Origin of the sequence: Qipengyuania aquimaris (assembly GCF_009827445.1) — a bacterium.
Classification (GTDB): Bacteria; Pseudomonadota; Alphaproteobacteria; order Sphingomonadales; family Sphingomonadaceae; genus Qipengyuania; species Qipengyuania aquimaris.
The window spans coordinates 637,416-654,161 of the sequence record NZ_WTYI01000001.1; the positions used below are offsets into that span (position 1 = coordinate 637,416).

Here is a 16,746-nt window from a genome sequence, read left to right on the forward strand (position 1 = left end):
AGGCCGCCAGCGTTACTTACGACCGACATCACGTGCGGTTGCACGCCAGAGGGGCCCGGTCCGTGGCCAATATACGCGGGATTTGCGGTGAGGTTCCCGCCTCGATGTATCTTTTGATATTTGCGAATCCTACAGCGGAACGTATAGTGAACATATGGCCGCGCAAACGATCCTGCAGAAACTCGAGATTCTCGCCGATGCGGCGAAATACGATGCTTCGTGCGCGTCGTCCGGCACGGCGAAGAAGAACAGCCTCGGCGGCAAGGGCATCGGCTCGACCGAGGGGATGGGCATCTGCCATGCCTATGCGCCCGATGGCCGGTGTATCAGCCTGCTCAAGATCCTGCTGACCAATCACTGCGTCTTCGACTGCCATTACTGCGTCAACCGCAAGAGCTCGAACGTGGCGCGGGCGCGCTTCAGCCCTCAGGAAGTGGTCGACCTGACGCTCGCCTTCTACCGCCGCAACTATATCGAGGGGCTGTTCCTCTCTTCGGGCATCGTGAAGAATTCCAATCACACGATGGAGCAGATCGTCGAAGTCGCGCGTATCCTGCGCGAAGAGCACGATTTTCGCGGCTATATCCATTTGAAGACCATCCCCGAGGCGGATGCGGAAATCGTGCACCAGGCGGGGCTCTATGCCGACCGCGTCTCGATCAATGTCGAACTGCCGACCGACAGCGGCCTGACCCGTCTCGCGCCCGACAAGGATGCGCGCCAGATCGAAGGCGCGATGGGCAAGGTGAAGTCCGATCTCGTCGAGGCGAAGGATGCGAGAAAGCGTTTCCGCCATGCACCGCGGTTCGCGCCTGCGGGCCAATCGACGCAAATGATCGTCGGCGCCGATGCCGCGACCGATGCGGATATCGTTGGCAAGGCCAGCAGGCTCTACGACAATTTCCGCCTGCGCCGCGTCTATTATAGCGCGTTCTCGCCGATCCCCGATGCCAGCGCAGTGCTGCCGCTGAAGCGCCCGCCGCTGATCCGCGAGCATCGGCTCTACCAGTCCGACTGGCTGATGCGCTTCTACGGCTACAAGCCCAGCGATGTGATGCAGGCGACCGAGGCGGATGGAAACCTGCCGCTCGATATCGATCCCAAGCTCGCTTGGGCATTGAAGTTCCGAGAGGCCTTTCCGATCGATGTGAACCGCGCGAGCAAGGAGCAATTGCTGCGTGTGCCGGGTCTCGGGGTAAAGGCGGTGGGCAAGATCCTGGCGAGCCGCCGCCACCGCGCTTTGCGGCTCGACGATGTGGCGCTGCTCACCCAGTCGATCACCAAGGTGCGGCCCTTCATCTGTACCGTCGACTGGCGCCCCGTCACCCTGACCGACCGCGCCGATTTGCGCAGCCTGCTCGCGCCCAAGTCCGAGCAATTGGAGCTGTTTGCCGCATGACCGCTCTCCAGCACGTCAAGCTCGGCACCTATTACGTGGTGCACCTGCCGGAGCCGGATGATTTCGACTTCTGGCGCGAGCGGGCGCGCGCGCTCGTCCAGAGCGATGTGCCGCCCGACCGTATCGCCTGGGTCGAGCCGGGTGGGAGCGGCGACCTCTTCGCGCATGGCGAGCGCCGCATGCCCGTGCCGCCGATGGATGCAAAGCCGGTGCGCGCCAACCGGCGTTTCGTGAGCCTGGCGAGGAATGCCATCCTCCATTCCGATCCCGAGCGTTTTGCGCTGCTCTACCGCCTGCTCTGGCGGCTCCAGTCTTCCCCGCGGATGATGGAAGACAAGGCCGATTCCGATGTCCGCCGCGTGGAGGAACTCGACAAGAACGTGCGGCGTGACAGTCACAAGATGCACGCCTTCGTCCGCTTCCGGCTGGTGGAGAGTGAGGACGAAGAGGTGGGCGAGCATTACGTCGCCTGGTTTGAGCCCGAGCATCACATCCTGCGCGCCAATGCGGGTTTCTTCATGCGGCGCTTCTCCAACATGCGCTGGTCGATCCTGACCCCGCGCGGCAGCCTGCACTGGGACGGGGAGACCATGTCCGAAGGTCCGCCTGCCGAGCGTCACGATGCGCCCGGCGGCGATCCCATGGAGGACCTCTGGCGCACCTATTACGCCTCCATCTTCAACCCCGCGCGCCTGAAGATCGGCGCGATGCTCAAGGAGATGCCCAAGAAATACTGGAAGAACATGCCCGAGGCTTCGCTCATTCCCGAGCTGGTCGCGGGCGCGCAGGGGCGCGAGGCCAAGATGGTCGAGAAAGGCGCGCTGGAGTTCGAGGAGCGGCCCGATACGCTCGCCGCGATCGACAAGGCGATCCATGCCTGCCGCAAATGTCCTATCGGCAGCCTCGATAACCATGCCGTCATGGGCGAGGGGCCGCAGGACGCGGCACTGATGATCGTCGGTGAACAGCCCGGCGACCAGGAGGACCAGATCGGCCGTCCCTTCGTCGGTCCTGCCGGGCAGCTACTGGACGCGCATCTCGAAAAGACAGGGATCGACCGGCGCGCCGCTTACGTCACCAATGCGGTGAAGCATTTCAAATATGTGCAGCGCGGCAAGCGGCGGCTGCACCAGAATCCGGGCGCGAAGGAGATCGATACCTGCCGCTGGTGGATCGAGAGCGAGCGCGCGATCGTGAAACCGAAACTGGTGCTTGCCATGGGGGCCAGCGCGGCGCGCGGGATGCTTGGCAAGACGGTGAGCATTTCCAAGGTTCGAGGGAGCCCCATTCCGCTGGAAGACGGCAGCGAGCTGTGGGTCACCGCGCACCCCTCCTACCTCCTGCGCCTCGAAGGTTCGGCGCGTGAAGAGCAGGCGCGGCTGTTCGATGCCGATCTCGCCGCAGTGAAGACGCGGCTGGAGGAGCTGGCGTGACATGCCCGAGAACGACCTCCAGATACCCAAGCGGACGATCGATCTCGACCCTGCGGGCATAGACGCCCCTCCGCGCAGCCCCTTTGTCGAACTCGGCCTTGTATCCTGTTTCAGCTTCCTGCGCGGCGCGTCGGACGCGGTCGACCTCGTCCTGCAGGCGCGCGCGCTGGGTTATGACGCGGTCGGGATTGCGGATGCCAACACCATGGCAGGCGTGGTGCGCGTCCATACCGAGGCAAAAACACTCAAGCTGAAGCCATGTATCGGCTGCCGGATCGAAACGGTCGAGGGGCTGGCCTTCCTCGCCTATCCGAAAAGCCGCAAGGCCTATGGCCGCCTGTGCCGCCTGATTTCCGCCGGGCGCATGCGCACGCTGTCGGGCGAATGGCAGGAGAAGGGCGAATGCGACATCTCCCTGCCGATGCTGGCCGCGCATAGCGAGGGGGTGCAGCTGATCCTGCTTCCCCCGCGCGACCTTGCCCGCGAATTCACCGTGCCTGCATGGGCAAGCAATGTCGTCGGGCTCGCCGGCGAGAAGGTGCAGGAACTGATCGCCGCACCCTTCGAGGACATCGTCCCGCATCTTGCCGCGGGCCTGCCGACCCTGCGCCATATCGCTGCGGCCTTTCTTTATACCGATAGTGACATCGCGCGGATCGAACGGCTCGATGCGCTGGCCCGCGCGAACGGCCTGTCGATCCTTGCCACCAACGATGTCCATTACGCGACGCCTGACAGGCGGCCGCTGCAGGACGTGATGACCGCGATCCGGCACAAGACCACTGTGGCACGCGCCGGGCACCTCCTCCACGGCAATGCCGAGCGTTACCTGAAACCGCCCGAGACCATGTACCGCCTGTTCGAACGCTGGCCGCACGCCATTTCCGCCGCGCGCGAAGTGGCCGATGCCTGCGACTTCAGCCTCGACGAGCTGAAATACGAATATCCCGAAGAACTCTATCCAGGCGGCGTCGAACCGCAGGAATATCTCGAAAGCGAGACTTGGAAGGGTGCTGAGTGGCGCTATCCGGCAGGCATTCCGGACAGCGTCACCGAAACGCTGCACAAGGAACTGGCGCTGATCGGGAAGATGGACCTCGCGCGCTATTTCCTGACCATCAAGGACATCGTCGATTTCGCGCGGGAGAAGGTCGACCCGCCGATCCTGTGCCAGGGACGCGGCAGCGCGGCCAATTCGGCCGTCTGCTACTGCCTCGGCATCACCAATGTCGACCCGGCACAGCACCAGTTGCTGTTCGACCGCTTCATCTCCGAAGACCGCAAGGAGCCGCCCGATATCGACGTCGATTTCGAGCATGAGCGGCGCGAGGAGGTGATCCAGTATCTCTATCGCAAATACGGCCGCCACCGCGCCGGGCTATGCGCCACGGTGATCCATTATCGCCCGCGCATGGCGATCCGCGAGGTGGGCAAGGCGATGGGGCTGACCGAAGACGTCACCGCCGCGCTCGCCAAGACGGTCTGGGGCGGGTGGGGCCGCGAGATTAGCGAGAAGCACGCCCAGGAAACCGGCATGGACGTGACCGATCCGCACCTGAAGCGGGTTCTCAAGCTGACGGAGCAAATGATTGGAATGCCGCGCCATTTGTCGCAGCACGTCGGTGGGTTCATCCTGACCGAAGGTGCACTGACCGAGACGGTGCCGGTCGGCAATGGCGCCATGCCCGATCGCAGTTTCATCGAATGGGACAAGGACGATATCGAGGCGCTGGGTATCCTCAAGGTCGACGTGCTGGCGCTGGGCATGCTGACCTGCATCAGGAAATGCCTCGACCTGCTCGACGATCATCACGGCCGCACGCTGACGCTGGCCAATGTCCCGCGCGAGGACCCGGAAACCTATGCCATGCTGCGCACGGGGGATTCGCTCGGCGTGTTCCAGGTCGAAAGCCGGGCGCAGATGAACATGCTTCCGCGCCTGCGCCCGCGCCAGTTCTACGATCTCGTCATCCAGGTCGCCATCGTGCGGCCCGGGCCGATCCAGGGCGACATGGTCCACCCCTATCTGAAGCGCCGACGCGGGGCCGAACCCGTGGTCATCCCTGCGCCAAGTCCGCAGCATGGCCCGCCGGACGAATTGTCGAGCATTCTCGAGCGCACGCTGGGCGTCCCGATCTTCCAGGAACAGGCGATGAAGATCGCCCTCGACGCGGCGAAGTTCTCCTCCAAGGAGGCAAACCGCCTGCGCAAGGCCATGGCCACTTTCCGCAGCCGCGGAATGGTGGACGAGCTTCAGGACATGATGGTCGAGCGCATGGTGACGCGCGGCTACGACCGCGAGTTCGCGCAGCGCTGCTTTAACCAGATCCGCGGTTTCGGCGAATACGGCTTTCCCGAAAGCCATGCGGCCAGTTTTGCGCATCTCGTCTATGTGTCGAGCTGGCTCAAATGCCACTTCCCCGCCGCCTTCGCCTGCGCGCTGCTCAATTCGCAGCCGATGGGCTTTTATGCGCCCGCACAGATCGTGCGCGATGCGGCGGAACACGGCGTGCGTGTGCTCCCGGCGGACGTGAACCTGTCGCAATGGGACTGCACGCTGGAGCGGACCGGCGAAGGCGGGGCGGGTGCGGGCGACAGCGGACGGCTCGACAAGCATATCGCGCTGCGTCTTGGCCTGCGCCAGATCGACGGATTGCCCGAGGCGGTGGCGGCGCAGCTGATCGCCGAACGCGAGGCCAACGGCGCCTATGCCGATGTGCGCGCCCTGCGCGACCGTGCCCGCACCGGTCCCGCCCATGTCGAGCGGCTGGCGAGCGCGGATGCTTTCGGCTCGATGGGCCTCTCGCGCAGGCAGGCCTTGTGGGATGCGCGCAGCCTTGTCGGCGGGGCGGACCTGCCGCTCTTCGCCGCCGCTGCTGCGCGCGACGAGGGGGCGGAGAAGCACGCTACCCGCCTGCCGCAGATGCCGCTCTCAGAGGAAGTCGTGGCGGATTACCAGACCACGCGTCTCAGCCTGAAGGCGCACCCTATGGCCTTCCTGCGCGCCAGCCTGGCCGAGCGCGGCTTCGTGCGCGCCTGCGACCTGCGGGCGAAGAAATTCCGCTCCATGGTCCATGTTGGGGGCGTGGTACTGATCCGTCAGCGTCCGGGCAGCGCCAAGGGCGTGTGCTTCATCACGCTGGAAGACGAGACGGGCGTCATCAACCTCGTCGTCTGGCCGGACCTGAAGGAAAAGCAGCGCCGCGTGGTCATGGGCGCGCGCCTGATGGAGGTGCGCGGGCGTGTCGAATACGATGACGAGGTGATCCACGTGATCGCGCAGCACATGACCGATGCGACAGACCAGTTGCACAGGCTGTCCGACGACATGCTCAACGCCCCGCTTGCGCGCGCGGACCATGTCTCTTCGCCGCTGCCCGACAAGTTCAATCCACGCGACAATCTGCGCGAGGGCAAGGACGATCCCTACCAGCCCGTCGAGCCGTGGCAGGAACCGCCGCCGGGCAATCGCGAATGCGGCTGGCATGGCAGCCATCCGCGCGATGTGCGCATCATTCCGAAATCGCGCGACTTCCATTGAGGCCACGGTTAAGGGCGCAGGCGTGATCGGCACCGAAACCCTCCTTGCATTCCTGATCGTCACGGCCACGACCAGCATCGTGCCCGGCCCGTCGATGATGTTCGTCATGGGGCAGGCCATCTGGCGCGGGCCGCGTTCGGGATGGGCGGCGCTGATGGGCATGCAGGTCGGCTATTTCGTCTGGTGGGCTTTCGCCGCGCTCGGCCTTGGCGCATTGGCGAGCGCATATCCGCTGGCCTTCCGGCTGCTCGCGATTGCCGGTGTTGCCTATCTCGCCTGGCTCGGCATCAAGGCTATCCGCCATTCATTCCACGCGGACGAAGGCAAGGGCGACGCGCCGCCGCGCAAGGTATCCAACCATGCCTTTCGCGACGGTATCGCGGTCGCGATCGGCAATCCCAAGTCCCTTGTCTACATGGTCGCAATCATTCCACCCTTCGTCGATCCGGAGCGCAGCGTGCCCTTGCAAATCGTCGTGCTGGCCGTGGTCGCCCTGGTGGCGGACCTCGTCATCGGTTGGCTCTATATCGCCGCCGGAAAGCGCCTCGCCCGGTTGATGGAGCGCGCGGCAACGCGCGTCTGGATCGATCGGGGCATCGGAATCGTATTCATCCTGATAGCGATCGCCATCCTGGTCGATCTCATGGGTACGCAGATTTGAAGTTCACGCTTTCGCGCCACATCGGGAAGTTTGTCGGAGACCGGCGGGTGATCGCCGTGCTGATCCTGATCGGTTTAGCCGTTGCTGGCCGTGCCTGGTTGGCCGCTCATCCAGAGCACGATCCATGGGCGCCGCTCGACCTGAACGACCCGGTTGGCTGGGCTACCGAAGCGAAGCTGTTGGCCCTGCGCGGCGATGTCCCGCAGTGCCGGGCCGTGCTGGAGCGGAGCGCCGTTGCGTTCAACGCGCTCGAACCTGCCGGCGAGGGGCCGTGCCGGCGCGAGGACCGCACGCAACTGTCGGATTTCCCCCTCAGCCCGGATACGCCACCCACGACCTGTCCGGTCGCGATCGCATTGCAGCTGTGGAAGCGCGACGGCCTCAATCCGGCGGCGCAGGAAATTTTCGGTAGCGAAGTGGCGCAGATCGAGCATTTGGGGGCGTATTCCTGCCGCCGCCTCTATGGTCGCGGTGAAGGGCCCTGGAGCCAGCATGCCACGGGCAATGCGCTGGATATTGCCGGCTTCGTCCTCGCCGACGGCACGCGCATCAGCGTTCTGGGCGACTGGGACGGAGAGGGAGACAAGGCCCGCTTCCTGCGTGAAGTCCGCGACCGCGCCTGTGACAGCTTTGGCATCGTGCTTTCGCCCGATTACAATGCCGCCCACACCGATCACTTCCACTTCGACATGGGCGCTCGGCGCGGGGGGCTGTGTCGCTAGACCGCTTCGAGCGAGTATCCGGCGCTGCGGACGGTGCGGATCGGGTCTTTCAGTCCCTCGACCTCCAGTGCCTTGCGAAGGCGCCGGATGTGCACATCGACGGTCCGGAGTTCGATATCGCTTTCCGTGCCCCATACGGCGTCAAGCAACTGGTTGCGGCTAAACACACGGCCCGGGCTCTCCATGAAGAACTTCAGCAGGCGGTATTCGGTGGGGCCAACCTTGAGCACCTTGCCGCGGCGCATGACCTTGTGTGCAACGGGGTCGAGCGACAGGTCGCCAGCCTCGATTGTCTCGCCTGCCAGAACCGGCCGGATGCGCCGCATCACGGCGGACACCCGGGCGAGCAGTTCGCGCGGTGAGAACGGCTTGGTGAGATAGTCGTCGGCGCCGGTTTCGAGGCCGCGCACACGGTCGTCCTCGGTCTCGCGCGCGGTGAGCATTATGATCGGGACGTGCGCGGTCGATTTGTCGCGTCGCAGCCTGCGGCAGACTTCGATGCCACTGGTACCCTCGATCATCCAGTCTAGGATAACGAGGTCGGGCGTTTCCTCGCTCGCAAGCAGGATCGCTTCATCACCGTCCGGCGTGGTCCGGACGTTGTAGCCTTCATTTGAAAAGCGGTATTCCAGAAGCTCGGAGAGGGCGGGATCGTCCTCAACCAGAAGAAGTTTGGCAGCCTGCACTTTCGCGTCTCCATGCGAGCGTGGTTTCTCGTTGGACACGTCTTTATGACCCCCAGGCTACAGGAATGTGTCAGCCGTCCTCGTCGACCGGATATTGTCCGGTAGCTGCAAAGTGCACCATTTCGGCTACGTTAGTCGCGTGATCCCCTATACGTTCGAGATTGCGGGCTACAAAAAGTAGCTGCGCCGCGCTCGAGATCATCGAGGGATTTTCGACCATGTGGCTGACGAGGTTGCGGAAGATCGAGTTGTAGAAGGCATCGACCTTTTCGTCCGCCAGGATGACTTCCTTGGCAAGTTCCGGATCACGGGCTGCATAGGCGGTCAATACATCGTGGACCATTTCGCTGGCCACTTCCGCCATGGCGGGAAGCAGGGTGAGCGGTTCGAACTTCTTGCGATTGTCGCCGATCTCGCGGCTCGCCTTGGCGATATTCTTGGAATAGTCGCCGATACGCTCGACCACGCCGGCGATTTTCAGTGCAGCAATGACTTCGCGAAGGTCATCCGCCATGGGCGCGCGCAGAGCAATGATGCGCACAGCAAGCTTGTCGATCTCGCTTTCCAGCGCGTCGATCTTCTTGTCGCCTTTGACAACCTTTTTCGCCAGATCGTCGTCACCGCGGACAAGTGCGTCGAGCGATTGCTGGATCGCGACTTCGGCCAATCCGCCCATTTCGGCGATCAGGCCGCGCAGGCGCGTGATGTCTTCGTCGAAGGCTTTTACGGTATGTTCTTGCATCTTTTCCAAAGCCTTATCCGTACCGGCCGGTGATGTAATCTTGGGTCCGCTGCTCGAGCGGATTGGTGAATATGTCAGAAGTACGACCATATTCCACCATCTTTCCGAGGTGGAAGAAGGCCGTGCGCTGGCTGACGCGGGCCGCCTGCTGCATCGAGTGCGTGACAATGACGATGGCATATCGGCCATTGAGTTCGTCGATCAGTTCCTCGATCTTCGCCGTGGCGATCGGATCGAGGGCCGAGCAGGGTTCGTCCATGAGGATGACTTCGGGATCGACTGCAATTGCGCGCGCGATGCACAGGCGCTGCTGCTGACCACCCGAAAGCGCGGTGCCGCTGTCCTGCAGGCGATCCTTCACTTCTTCCCATAGACCAGCACGGCGAAGCGATTTCTCGACGACCGCGTCCAGTTCTTCCTTACCTTCGGCCAGGCCGTGGATCTTCGGACCGTAGGCGATGTTCTCGTAGATCGACTTGGGGAAGGGGTTGGGCTTCTGGAAGACCATGCCGACACGTGCGCGCAGCTGCACCACGTCCATGCCCGATTTGTAGATATCTTCGCCGTCGAGCATGATGTCGCCTTCGACGCGGGCCGAAGGGATAGTGTCGTTCATGCGGTTAAGCGTGCGCAGGAAAGTCGACTTGCCGCAGCCCGAGGGGCCGATGAATGCCGTGACGTAGCGCGTGGGGATATCGATCGACACTTCGTCGATCGCCTTCTTGTCGCCGTAGTAGACGGAGACGTCCCGCGCGCTCATCTTGGCGTCGGTATCTTCCAGGTTTTCGTGAACTACGGTCACCACTTTTTCTCGAACTTGTTGCGCAGGTAGATGGCGAGGCCGTTCATCAGCAGGAGGAACAGCAATAGGACGATGATAGCCGCACTTGTCCGTTCCACGAAACCGCGGTCGATTTCATCCGACCAGAGGAAGATCTGCATGGGCAGGACGGTGGCAGGCGATGTGAAGCCGTCGGGTGGGCTGGCGACGAAAGCGCGCATTCCGATCATCAGCAGGGGAGCGGTTTCGCCGAGCGCGCGGGCCATGCCGATGATCGTACCCGTCAGGATACCGGGCAAGGCCAGCGGCAGGACGTGGTGGAACACCACCTGGACCGGCGATGCCCCAACGGCCAGCGCGCCGTCGCGAATGCTCGGCGGAACCGCCTTGATCGCGTTGCGGCCTGCGATGACGATGACCGGCATGGTCATCAGCGCGAGCGTCATACCACCGATGACGGGGGCGGAACGCAGGTTGGGGAACAGGGTCAGGAATACGGCAAGGCCGAGCAGGCCGAAGATGATCGACGGCACGGCCGCAAGGTTGTTGATCGAAAGCTCGATCAGGTCGGTCCAACGGTTCTTCGGCGCGTACTCTTCGAGATAAAGCGCGGCCAGAACGCCGATCGGGAAGGCCAGCAGGAGCGTGACGATCATCGTCAGCATCGAGCCCTTGAGGGCGCCCCAGATACCCACCTGCTGCGGGTTGGTGGCATCGGCGCGGGAGAAGAAGCCGGCATCGAAATTCTTGTCGATCTTACCCGCTGCATCGAGCTCTGCGGCCAGCGCTTGCAAGTCTTGCGACCCTTCACCGGAATATCCGCTGGCGAGGTCTGCACTGGCGGGAAGCCAGAAGGTTTCCTGTCCGCGCACGATCGACGGATCGTCGATGATGGCCTGCGCGACGTCACGCCAGGCCTGTGCACCAAGCTCTTCGGCTCCGGCTTCACCCAAGGATTCCTGCGCGAAGTACTGAACCACTTCGGGAAGTCCCTGACCTTGCAGCGATTGCAGCGCTTGGGGGGAATCCATCGTCGCGGGGTCTGCGGATAGACCTGCTTGGGTAAAGTCGATCGGCACTTCCAGCTCGGCGCGCTGGAAGCCGCCGATGCCGTTCAGCGTCATCGTGCCAAGCAGGTAAACCAGCACGGCGACCGAGAAAACGATCGCTGCAAGGCCAAGCGACCGGAAGCGCTTCTCCGCTGCATAGCGCTTTTTGAGACGCGCCTCGAAAGCGGGCGTACGCGTGGGGGCGATGTGCTCACTCATAAGCTTCGCGGAACCTCTTAACGACGCGCAGGGCGATGAAGTTGAGACCGAGCGTGACCATGAACAGGACGAAGCCGAGCGCAAAAGCGCTGAGCGTGGCCGGGTGGTCGAAGCTGCCTTCGCCCGTCAGCATAGCGACAATCTGCACTGTGACGGTGGTCATGGAATCGAGCGGGTTGGCGCTGAGGTTTGCCGCAGTCGATGCGGCCATCACCACGATCATGGTTTCGCCAATCGCGCGGCTGATGGCGAGCATCACGCCGGCCACGATGCCGGGAAGGGCTGCCGGAACCAGAACACGGCGGATTGTCTCGTTCGTCGTGGCGCCCATCGCAAGGCTGCCGTCGCGCATGGATTGCGGCACGGCTGCAATCGAATCGTCGGCCATCGAAGACACGAACGGAATGATCATAACACCCATGACCAGGCCTGCAGCGAGCGCACTTTCGGAAGACGGGTTCGATGCGCCTAGGTCGACGGCCAGGTCGCGGATCGCAGGGGCGATGGTGAGCGCGGCGAAGTAACCGTAGACCACGGTCGGCACGCCAGCGAGGATTTCGAGGGTCGGTTTCACCCAGGCGCGCAGGCGCGGGTTGGCATACTGCGTCAGGTAGACAGCGCTCATCAGGCCGAGCGGTATCGCCACGATCATGGCGATGATCGCACCGATGAACAGTGTGCCCCAGAAGAGCGGGATTGCACCGTAGCGGGTGGCATCCGGGTTCTCCGGATTGCTCATCGGGTCAGGTGCCCAGTGCGTTCCGAAAAGGAAGTCGATCGGGTTGACCATTCCGAAGAAGCGCAGCGTTTCGAAAACAAGGCTGACGAAGATCCCGATGGTCGTCAGGATGGCCACCAGCGAGGCGCCCAGCAGGATCGCCATGACGATACGTTCCACCCGCGTGCGGGCAGTGAAATCGGGCTTCAGGCGCAGGAAGGCGAAGGCCCCGCCGAGAAAGGCAATGACCAGCGTCGCGGCGATGCCGATCCAGTTATAGAACGACAGGGCGTCACGATAAGGCTCGACGAATTCGCGGGCGAGGGGATTGAAGACACCCTGGGCAGCCCCGGTGGCAACCGCACGCGCTTCGTTGAGGATCGTCTGGCGCTGGAAGCCGAAGGCAGGAAGCTGGTCGGCTGCGGGCGCAGCCAGCACCGATTGGGTCACGAGACCTGGCGCAACCGCACTCCATATAGCTATGAAGACAAGGACGGGCAGGACTATCCAGAGCGCGACGTACCACGCGTGATAGCTCGGCAAGCTGGCGAGCCGCCCGGTCGGGCTCGCCTTGCGGAAGGTCCACGCACGCGCACGAGCCGCCAACCATCCGGCGAGCCCGAGCCCGAGGGCCAGGAGGAGCAGAATGGTTAGCGACATTGTGTGCGTGGTTACCCTTACTTCAGCTCGGAACCGTCGAGCGTGGTGTACTCGGTGACAGCAGCATTGGCTGCAGCTGCCGCATCATCGGGATTGGCGACGAGGCCGATCTTGGCGAGCGGTCCGTCCTTGCCCCACATGCCTGCCCACTGGCTGAGGAATTCCTTCAGGCCGGGGATGGCGTCGAGGTGCGCCTTCTTGACGTACATGAAGAGCGGACGTGCGCCAGGATATTCGAAGCTGGAGATGTTCTCGTAGGTCGGGTCGACGCCGTTCATCGGCAGGCCCTGCACCTTGTCGAGATTCTCCTCAAGATAGGAGTAGCCGAAAATCCCCACGGCATTCGGATTGCCTTCGATCTTCTGCACGATCAGGTTGTCCTGCTCGCCCTGGTCGACATAAGCGCCGTCGCTACGGACTTCGGTGCAGACCTGGTCGTAACGGTCTTCGTCGGTTTCCTTGAGCGCCTTGGTTGCTTCGTCGGTCTTGCAGCCCGCTTCGAGGATCAGTTCCTTGAGCGCGTCGCGCGTGCCCGAGGTGCTCGGCGGACCGTAAACGAGGATCGGCTCGGCCGGGAGCGAGGGATCGACATCGGCCCAGGTCTTGGTGGTCTGCTCACCGCCATAGGGCGACGCAGCAAGCGCTTCGTACACCATCTTGGGGGTGAGGTTCATCATGATGCCACCCTTGGAGGAGGCAAGGGCGATGCCGTCGAGGCCGACCTGGACTTCGATGATGTCGGTCACGCCATTGGCCTGGCAGTTTTCGAATTCGCTGGCCTTCATGCGGCGCGAGGCATTGGCGATGTCCGGCGTTTCGGCGCCGACGCCGGCGCAGAAAAGCTTCATGCCGCCACCAGTGCCGGTCGATTCGATGATCGGCGATGCGAATTGTGTGTCGCGGGCGAAGGCTTCCGAAACGGCCTTCGAGAACGGGAAGACGGTCGAGGAGCCGACGACCTTGATCTGTTCGCGCGAACCGCCACCGGCGGAATTGTCACCGCAAGCGGTGAGCGCGAGAGCCGAAGCGGCGGCGAGAGCAATCTTGAAAGTCTTGGTCATGGTAGAACCCCTATGTTGTCCAACTAGCCGCGCAAGAGCGCGGGATTGTTACAAGGTGACGACAAAAGTGTGACTTCCGCTCCGGGGCACCGAATCGTTGTCGATGCCCCTAGCGGGATATGGATCAGAAATCGACCTGAGCGCGAATTCCGAAAGCATCGACGGTATAATCGGTGTCGCCATCCGCCTTGGCATGGACTGCATCGGTGTAGTCCATCTTGCCGTAGTTGAGGCTGAAGAGCGTGTAATTCGTCGGTTTCCAGATCAGCGACGCGAGGTAGCCGTTCTGGATGCCGCCGACGATTCCTGCGTCATTGAGATCAAGATAGTCGTAGCGCAGGCTTAGCTGAACCGAACCCATGCCGCCTTCGCCGACGGGGCTTTCGGGCTTCGTGCGATCGAACTTGCCGCCCTTGTAGCCGCGGCTGTCCCCCGTGGTGAGGAAGTAACCGACTTCGGCATAGCCGCCGAAGAAAGTCGGGTCGTCGGTCATCGCAGGCATGTCGACGTTCTGCCAGAAGCCTTCGGCAGCAGCGTGGAAAGGTCCGGAGATTACGGCGCCTTCAATACCGATGCCGAACTCGCTGTCGGCATCCAGGTTGCCGGTATTCACGAACCGCTCGGAGGTGAAGTGCACGAGCGGGCGCTGGCGATAACGTACGCTGGCGTCATCCTCGCCCAGATCGTTGTAGTGAAGCGATCCGCCGAGGTGGAACTGGGTGTTGCCGCTTTTCGGCATCACGACCACGCGACCGTCAAAGCCGCGATTGTCCGTCCCGGTGTCATCGAAATTGTCGGTGAAGACGCCGGCCTGCGCCAAGACGATGCCGGTGCTGTAGCTGACCGACGCGCCGATGCGGCGTTCGAACCCGAAAGCATCAGTGAAAGCAGCACGTTCGATGAAGGTCGTGTGCAGGCTGCTGGTCAGTTCTTCGAGGGACTGGAAATTGTTGTGGTGGCCGATCGCGATATCCAGCCCGCCGTCCTCGTAGGTCAGGATGGCATCGGCCGCTTCGACTTCGTTTCCGGCGAAATCGAGCTCGAACTTGTAGCCGAAGCCTCCGCCAAGCCCACCGGATGCACCAAGGCGCGCGCGGCGCACTTCGTTTCCGAAGCCGTCGTCGCGGCCCGTCGATTCGGGAACGCTCGTGAAACCGACATCATACATAAGGCGGCCGCGGGGCTTGAAGCTCCAGCCATCCTTCTTTTCAAGGGTAGCGACCTGCGGCTCCACTGCGGGGGCGGGAGCGGCAACAGCTTCCGCGTTGGCGGCGATCGTCGCGTCCTGCGCAACACTTGCAGCCTTCTCTTCGGCGAGTTCGCCTTCGAGCTGGTCGATGCGCGTGACGAGCGCTGCGAGCTGGGCGCGCATCTCTGCCAGTTCCTGGGCAGCCGAAGGGGCCGTCTCGGCCTGAGCAAATACGGGTGTGGCGATGGTGCAGCTTAGTGCGGCGGCAATGACGGAGAGCCGGATTGGCGAATTCATGTGACGAATCCCTTACAAGGTTACGATCCGGAGACGCCTCTATGACCCGATAATTACGGGTTTGTGACACACGTTCACACGACGCTCCAAGCCTGTGGATTACGTGTGCATAGCTGTGGGAAAGCCCGGAAAACGGGCCATTGAGCGCGCTCAGTCGGCAAGGGGAAGGGTGATCTTCACCCGGGTTCCTTCACCTTGCTTGCTCTCGATCACCAGTTTACCGCGATGTCGCTCGACGATGTGCTTCACGATGGCGAGGCCGAGCCCGGTTCCTCCGGAAGCGCGGCTACGGCCCGGATCGGTACGGTAAAACCGGCGCGTGAGATGCGGAATGTGTTCCGGAGCGATGCCGTCGCCGCGATCGGTTACGGTCATCAGCACCCGTGCATCGCCCTGAGGCACGAGCCTGACCGTGACCGGCGTACCCGGAGCGCCGTATTTCATGGCGTTGTCGACCAGGTTGCGGACCAATTGTTCGAGTTGCTGTTCGTCTCCGCGAACTAGAAAGTCGCCATGAGCTTCGAAATCCAGGCGATCCAAGCGTTCTGCTCCGGCGCCATCCTGGGAAGCACGCTTGGCAAGATCCGCTAGCGCAACCGTCTTGGCAGGCAGGTCGTGTTTCTCAGCCTCGATGCGCGACAACGACATGAGATCGCTCACCAGGTCCTGTAATCGCTTCGCCTCGCGCTGGATCGTCGCGAGGAATTTCTCAGCTATTTTCGGCTCGATATCCGGCCCGTCCTCGCGAAGCGTTTCGACATAACCGAGGATTGCGGCAAGCGGCGTGCGCAACTCGTGACTGGCGTTGGCGACAAAATCGGTGTGGGCGCGACTGATATCGGCTTCGGCCGTCTTGTTGACCAGTTCGATGACAGAAAGGTTCTTATCCAGCTTCTTGCGGTTGATGCGCCAGATATCTTTGCGCCGCGCGAGGCCCCTCACAACGGCGGCACCGTCTTCCGGCTTTTCCAGCAGTCGCACCGCTTCCGGCTGGCGCAAGGCCATCTTCACATCCTGTCCGAGGATGTGTGCGCCCAGCAGCCTGCGCGCGGCAATGTTCGCGATAATAACCCGTCCGCCCTCTGTAAGCAGGACCGGCGTTTCTGAGTGCTCGAACAGATCGCCCATGGAATCGCGCGAAATCGCGCCGTCGCTGTTCTTTTCCGCAGGAGGGGGCGGTGTCGAGCCGACGAGCCAAAGCGACCCCGCCCAGACGAGCAGGATGACAGTCACAACGAGCAAAGGAATCTCGAGCACGAGAAGACCGATGGCCGTTGCAATCGCCAGGGCAAAGGCGGACCAGGGGAAGGAGCGCGCGCTCATGCCATGCCGCTTAGCTTGGCGCGTTTGCCGGCGCCAGCCGTAATCGGAGCGAAGTTTGGGAGAAGTGGTGACCCGTACGGGAATCGAACCCGTGTTTCAGCCGTGAAAGGGCCGCGTCCTAACCGCTAGACGAACGGGCCACACAAGTGGCGCTTTGCGCGGATTGCAGATGCAATAACGCCACCGTGGTGACCCGTACGGGAATCGAACCCGTGTTTCAGCCGTGAAAGGGCCGCGTCCTAACCGCTAGACGAACGGGCCACAC

At 62.8% G+C, this 16,746-nt stretch carries 13 protein-coding genes and 2 tRNA genes; 5 read left to right on the forward strand and 10 right to left on the reverse strand.

Annotation, left to right across the window (positions count from 1 at the left end; genetic code table 11):
- The first annotated feature begins 154 nt into the window (after nt 1-154).
- The 5 genes from GRI34_RS03105 to GRI34_RS03125 are packed head-to-tail and all read left to right on the forward strand — an operon-like array spanning nt 155 to nt 7,756.
- A complete protein-coding gene (locus GRI34_RS03105) occupies nt 155-1,399 on the forward strand; it encodes a putative DNA modification/repair radical SAM protein (protein ID WP_160594690.1) in 1,245 nt (414 codons plus the stop codon).
- A complete protein-coding gene (locus tag GRI34_RS03110) occupies nt 1,396-2,832 on the forward strand; it encodes a UdgX family uracil-DNA binding protein (RefSeq protein WP_160594691.1) in 1,437 nt (478 codons plus the stop codon). Before GRI34_RS03105 ends, GRI34_RS03110 begins: the two co-directional genes overlap by 4 nt.
- 1 nt (nt 2,833) lies before the next feature.
- The gene (locus tag GRI34_RS03115; protein ID WP_160594692.1) at nt 2,834-6,373 is read left to right on the forward strand and encodes an error-prone DNA polymerase; all 3,540 of its coding nucleotides are present in this window, start codon (nt 2,834-2,836) and stop codon (nt 6,371-6,373) included.
- Nucleotides 6,374-6,395: 22 nt separating this feature from the next.
- The gene (locus GRI34_RS03120) at nt 6,396-7,034 is read left to right on the forward strand and encodes a LysE family translocator (protein WP_160594693.1); all 639 of its coding nucleotides are present in this window, start codon (nt 6,396-6,398) and stop codon (nt 7,032-7,034) included.
- Nucleotides 7,031-7,756: an extensin-like domain-containing protein gene (locus tag GRI34_RS03125; RefSeq protein WP_199800101.1), complete on the forward strand. Its 726-nt coding sequence runs from the start codon at nt 7,031-7,033 to the stop codon at nt 7,754-7,756. Before GRI34_RS03120 ends, GRI34_RS03125 begins: the two co-directional genes overlap by 4 nt.
- On the opposite strand, the gene phoB is transcribed toward GRI34_RS03125, so the two are convergent.
- The 10 genes from phoB to GRI34_RS03175 form a co-directional block, all read right to left on the reverse strand.
- On the reverse strand, nt 7,753-8,442 hold the full coding sequence (phoB, locus tag GRI34_RS03130; protein WP_160594694.1) for a phosphate regulon transcriptional regulator PhoB: 690 nt from the start codon (nt 8,440-8,442) through the stop codon (nt 7,753-7,755). The two genes, GRI34_RS03125 and phoB, sit on opposite strands and share 4 nt — an antisense overlap.
- A gap of 70 nt (nt 8,443-8,512) precedes the next feature.
- Nucleotides 8,513-9,184: a phosphate signaling complex protein PhoU gene (gene phoU / locus GRI34_RS03135; RefSeq protein ID WP_090479900.1), complete on the reverse strand. Its 672-nt coding sequence runs from the start codon at nt 9,182-9,184 to the stop codon at nt 8,513-8,515.
- A 13-nt stretch (nt 9,185-9,197) separates the two neighbouring features.
- Nucleotides 9,198-9,944: a phosphate ABC transporter ATP-binding protein PstB gene (gene pstB, locus GRI34_RS03140; RefSeq protein WP_234028250.1), complete on the reverse strand. Its 747-nt coding sequence runs from the start codon at nt 9,942-9,944 to the stop codon at nt 9,198-9,200.
- A 38-nt stretch (nt 9,945-9,982) separates the two neighbouring features.
- Entirely contained in the window at nt 9,983-11,233 is a 1,251-nt protein-coding gene (pstA, locus tag GRI34_RS03145) for a phosphate ABC transporter permease PstA (RefSeq protein WP_090479897.1), read from the reverse strand.
- Nucleotides 11,226-12,611, reverse strand: a complete 1,386-nt coding sequence (gene pstC, locus GRI34_RS03150; RefSeq protein WP_160594696.1) for a phosphate ABC transporter permease subunit PstC — start codon at nt 12,609-12,611, stop codon at nt 11,226-11,228. The genes pstA and pstC overlap by 8 nt, the downstream gene beginning before the upstream one ends.
- 17 nt (nt 12,612-12,628) lie before the next feature.
- Nucleotides 12,629-13,672: a substrate-binding domain-containing protein gene (locus GRI34_RS03155; protein ID WP_160594697.1), complete on the reverse strand. Its 1,044-nt coding sequence runs from the start codon at nt 13,670-13,672 to the stop codon at nt 12,629-12,631.
- Between the two features lie 124 nt (nt 13,673-13,796).
- Nucleotides 13,797-15,158 carry a porin gene (locus GRI34_RS03160; RefSeq protein ID WP_160594698.1) on the reverse strand — a complete coding sequence of 454 codons (1,362 nt, stop codon included), beginning with the start codon at nt 15,156-15,158 and terminating at the stop codon, nt 13,797-13,799.
- Nucleotides 15,159-15,308: 150 nt separating this feature from the next.
- Nucleotides 15,309-16,481, reverse strand: coding sequence for an ATP-binding protein (locus tag GRI34_RS03165; RefSeq protein WP_160594699.1), 1,173 nt, complete (start codon nt 16,479-16,481; stop codon nt 15,309-15,311).
- A 65-nt stretch (nt 16,482-16,546) separates the two neighbouring features.
- Nucleotides 16,547-16,621, reverse strand: a tRNA-Glu gene (locus GRI34_RS03170).
- Nucleotides 16,622-16,667: 46 nt separating this feature from the next.
- Nucleotides 16,668-16,742: transfer RNA gene (locus tag GRI34_RS03175), tRNA-Glu, on the reverse strand.
- Between the last annotated feature and the right edge of the window lie 4 nt (nt 16,743-16,746).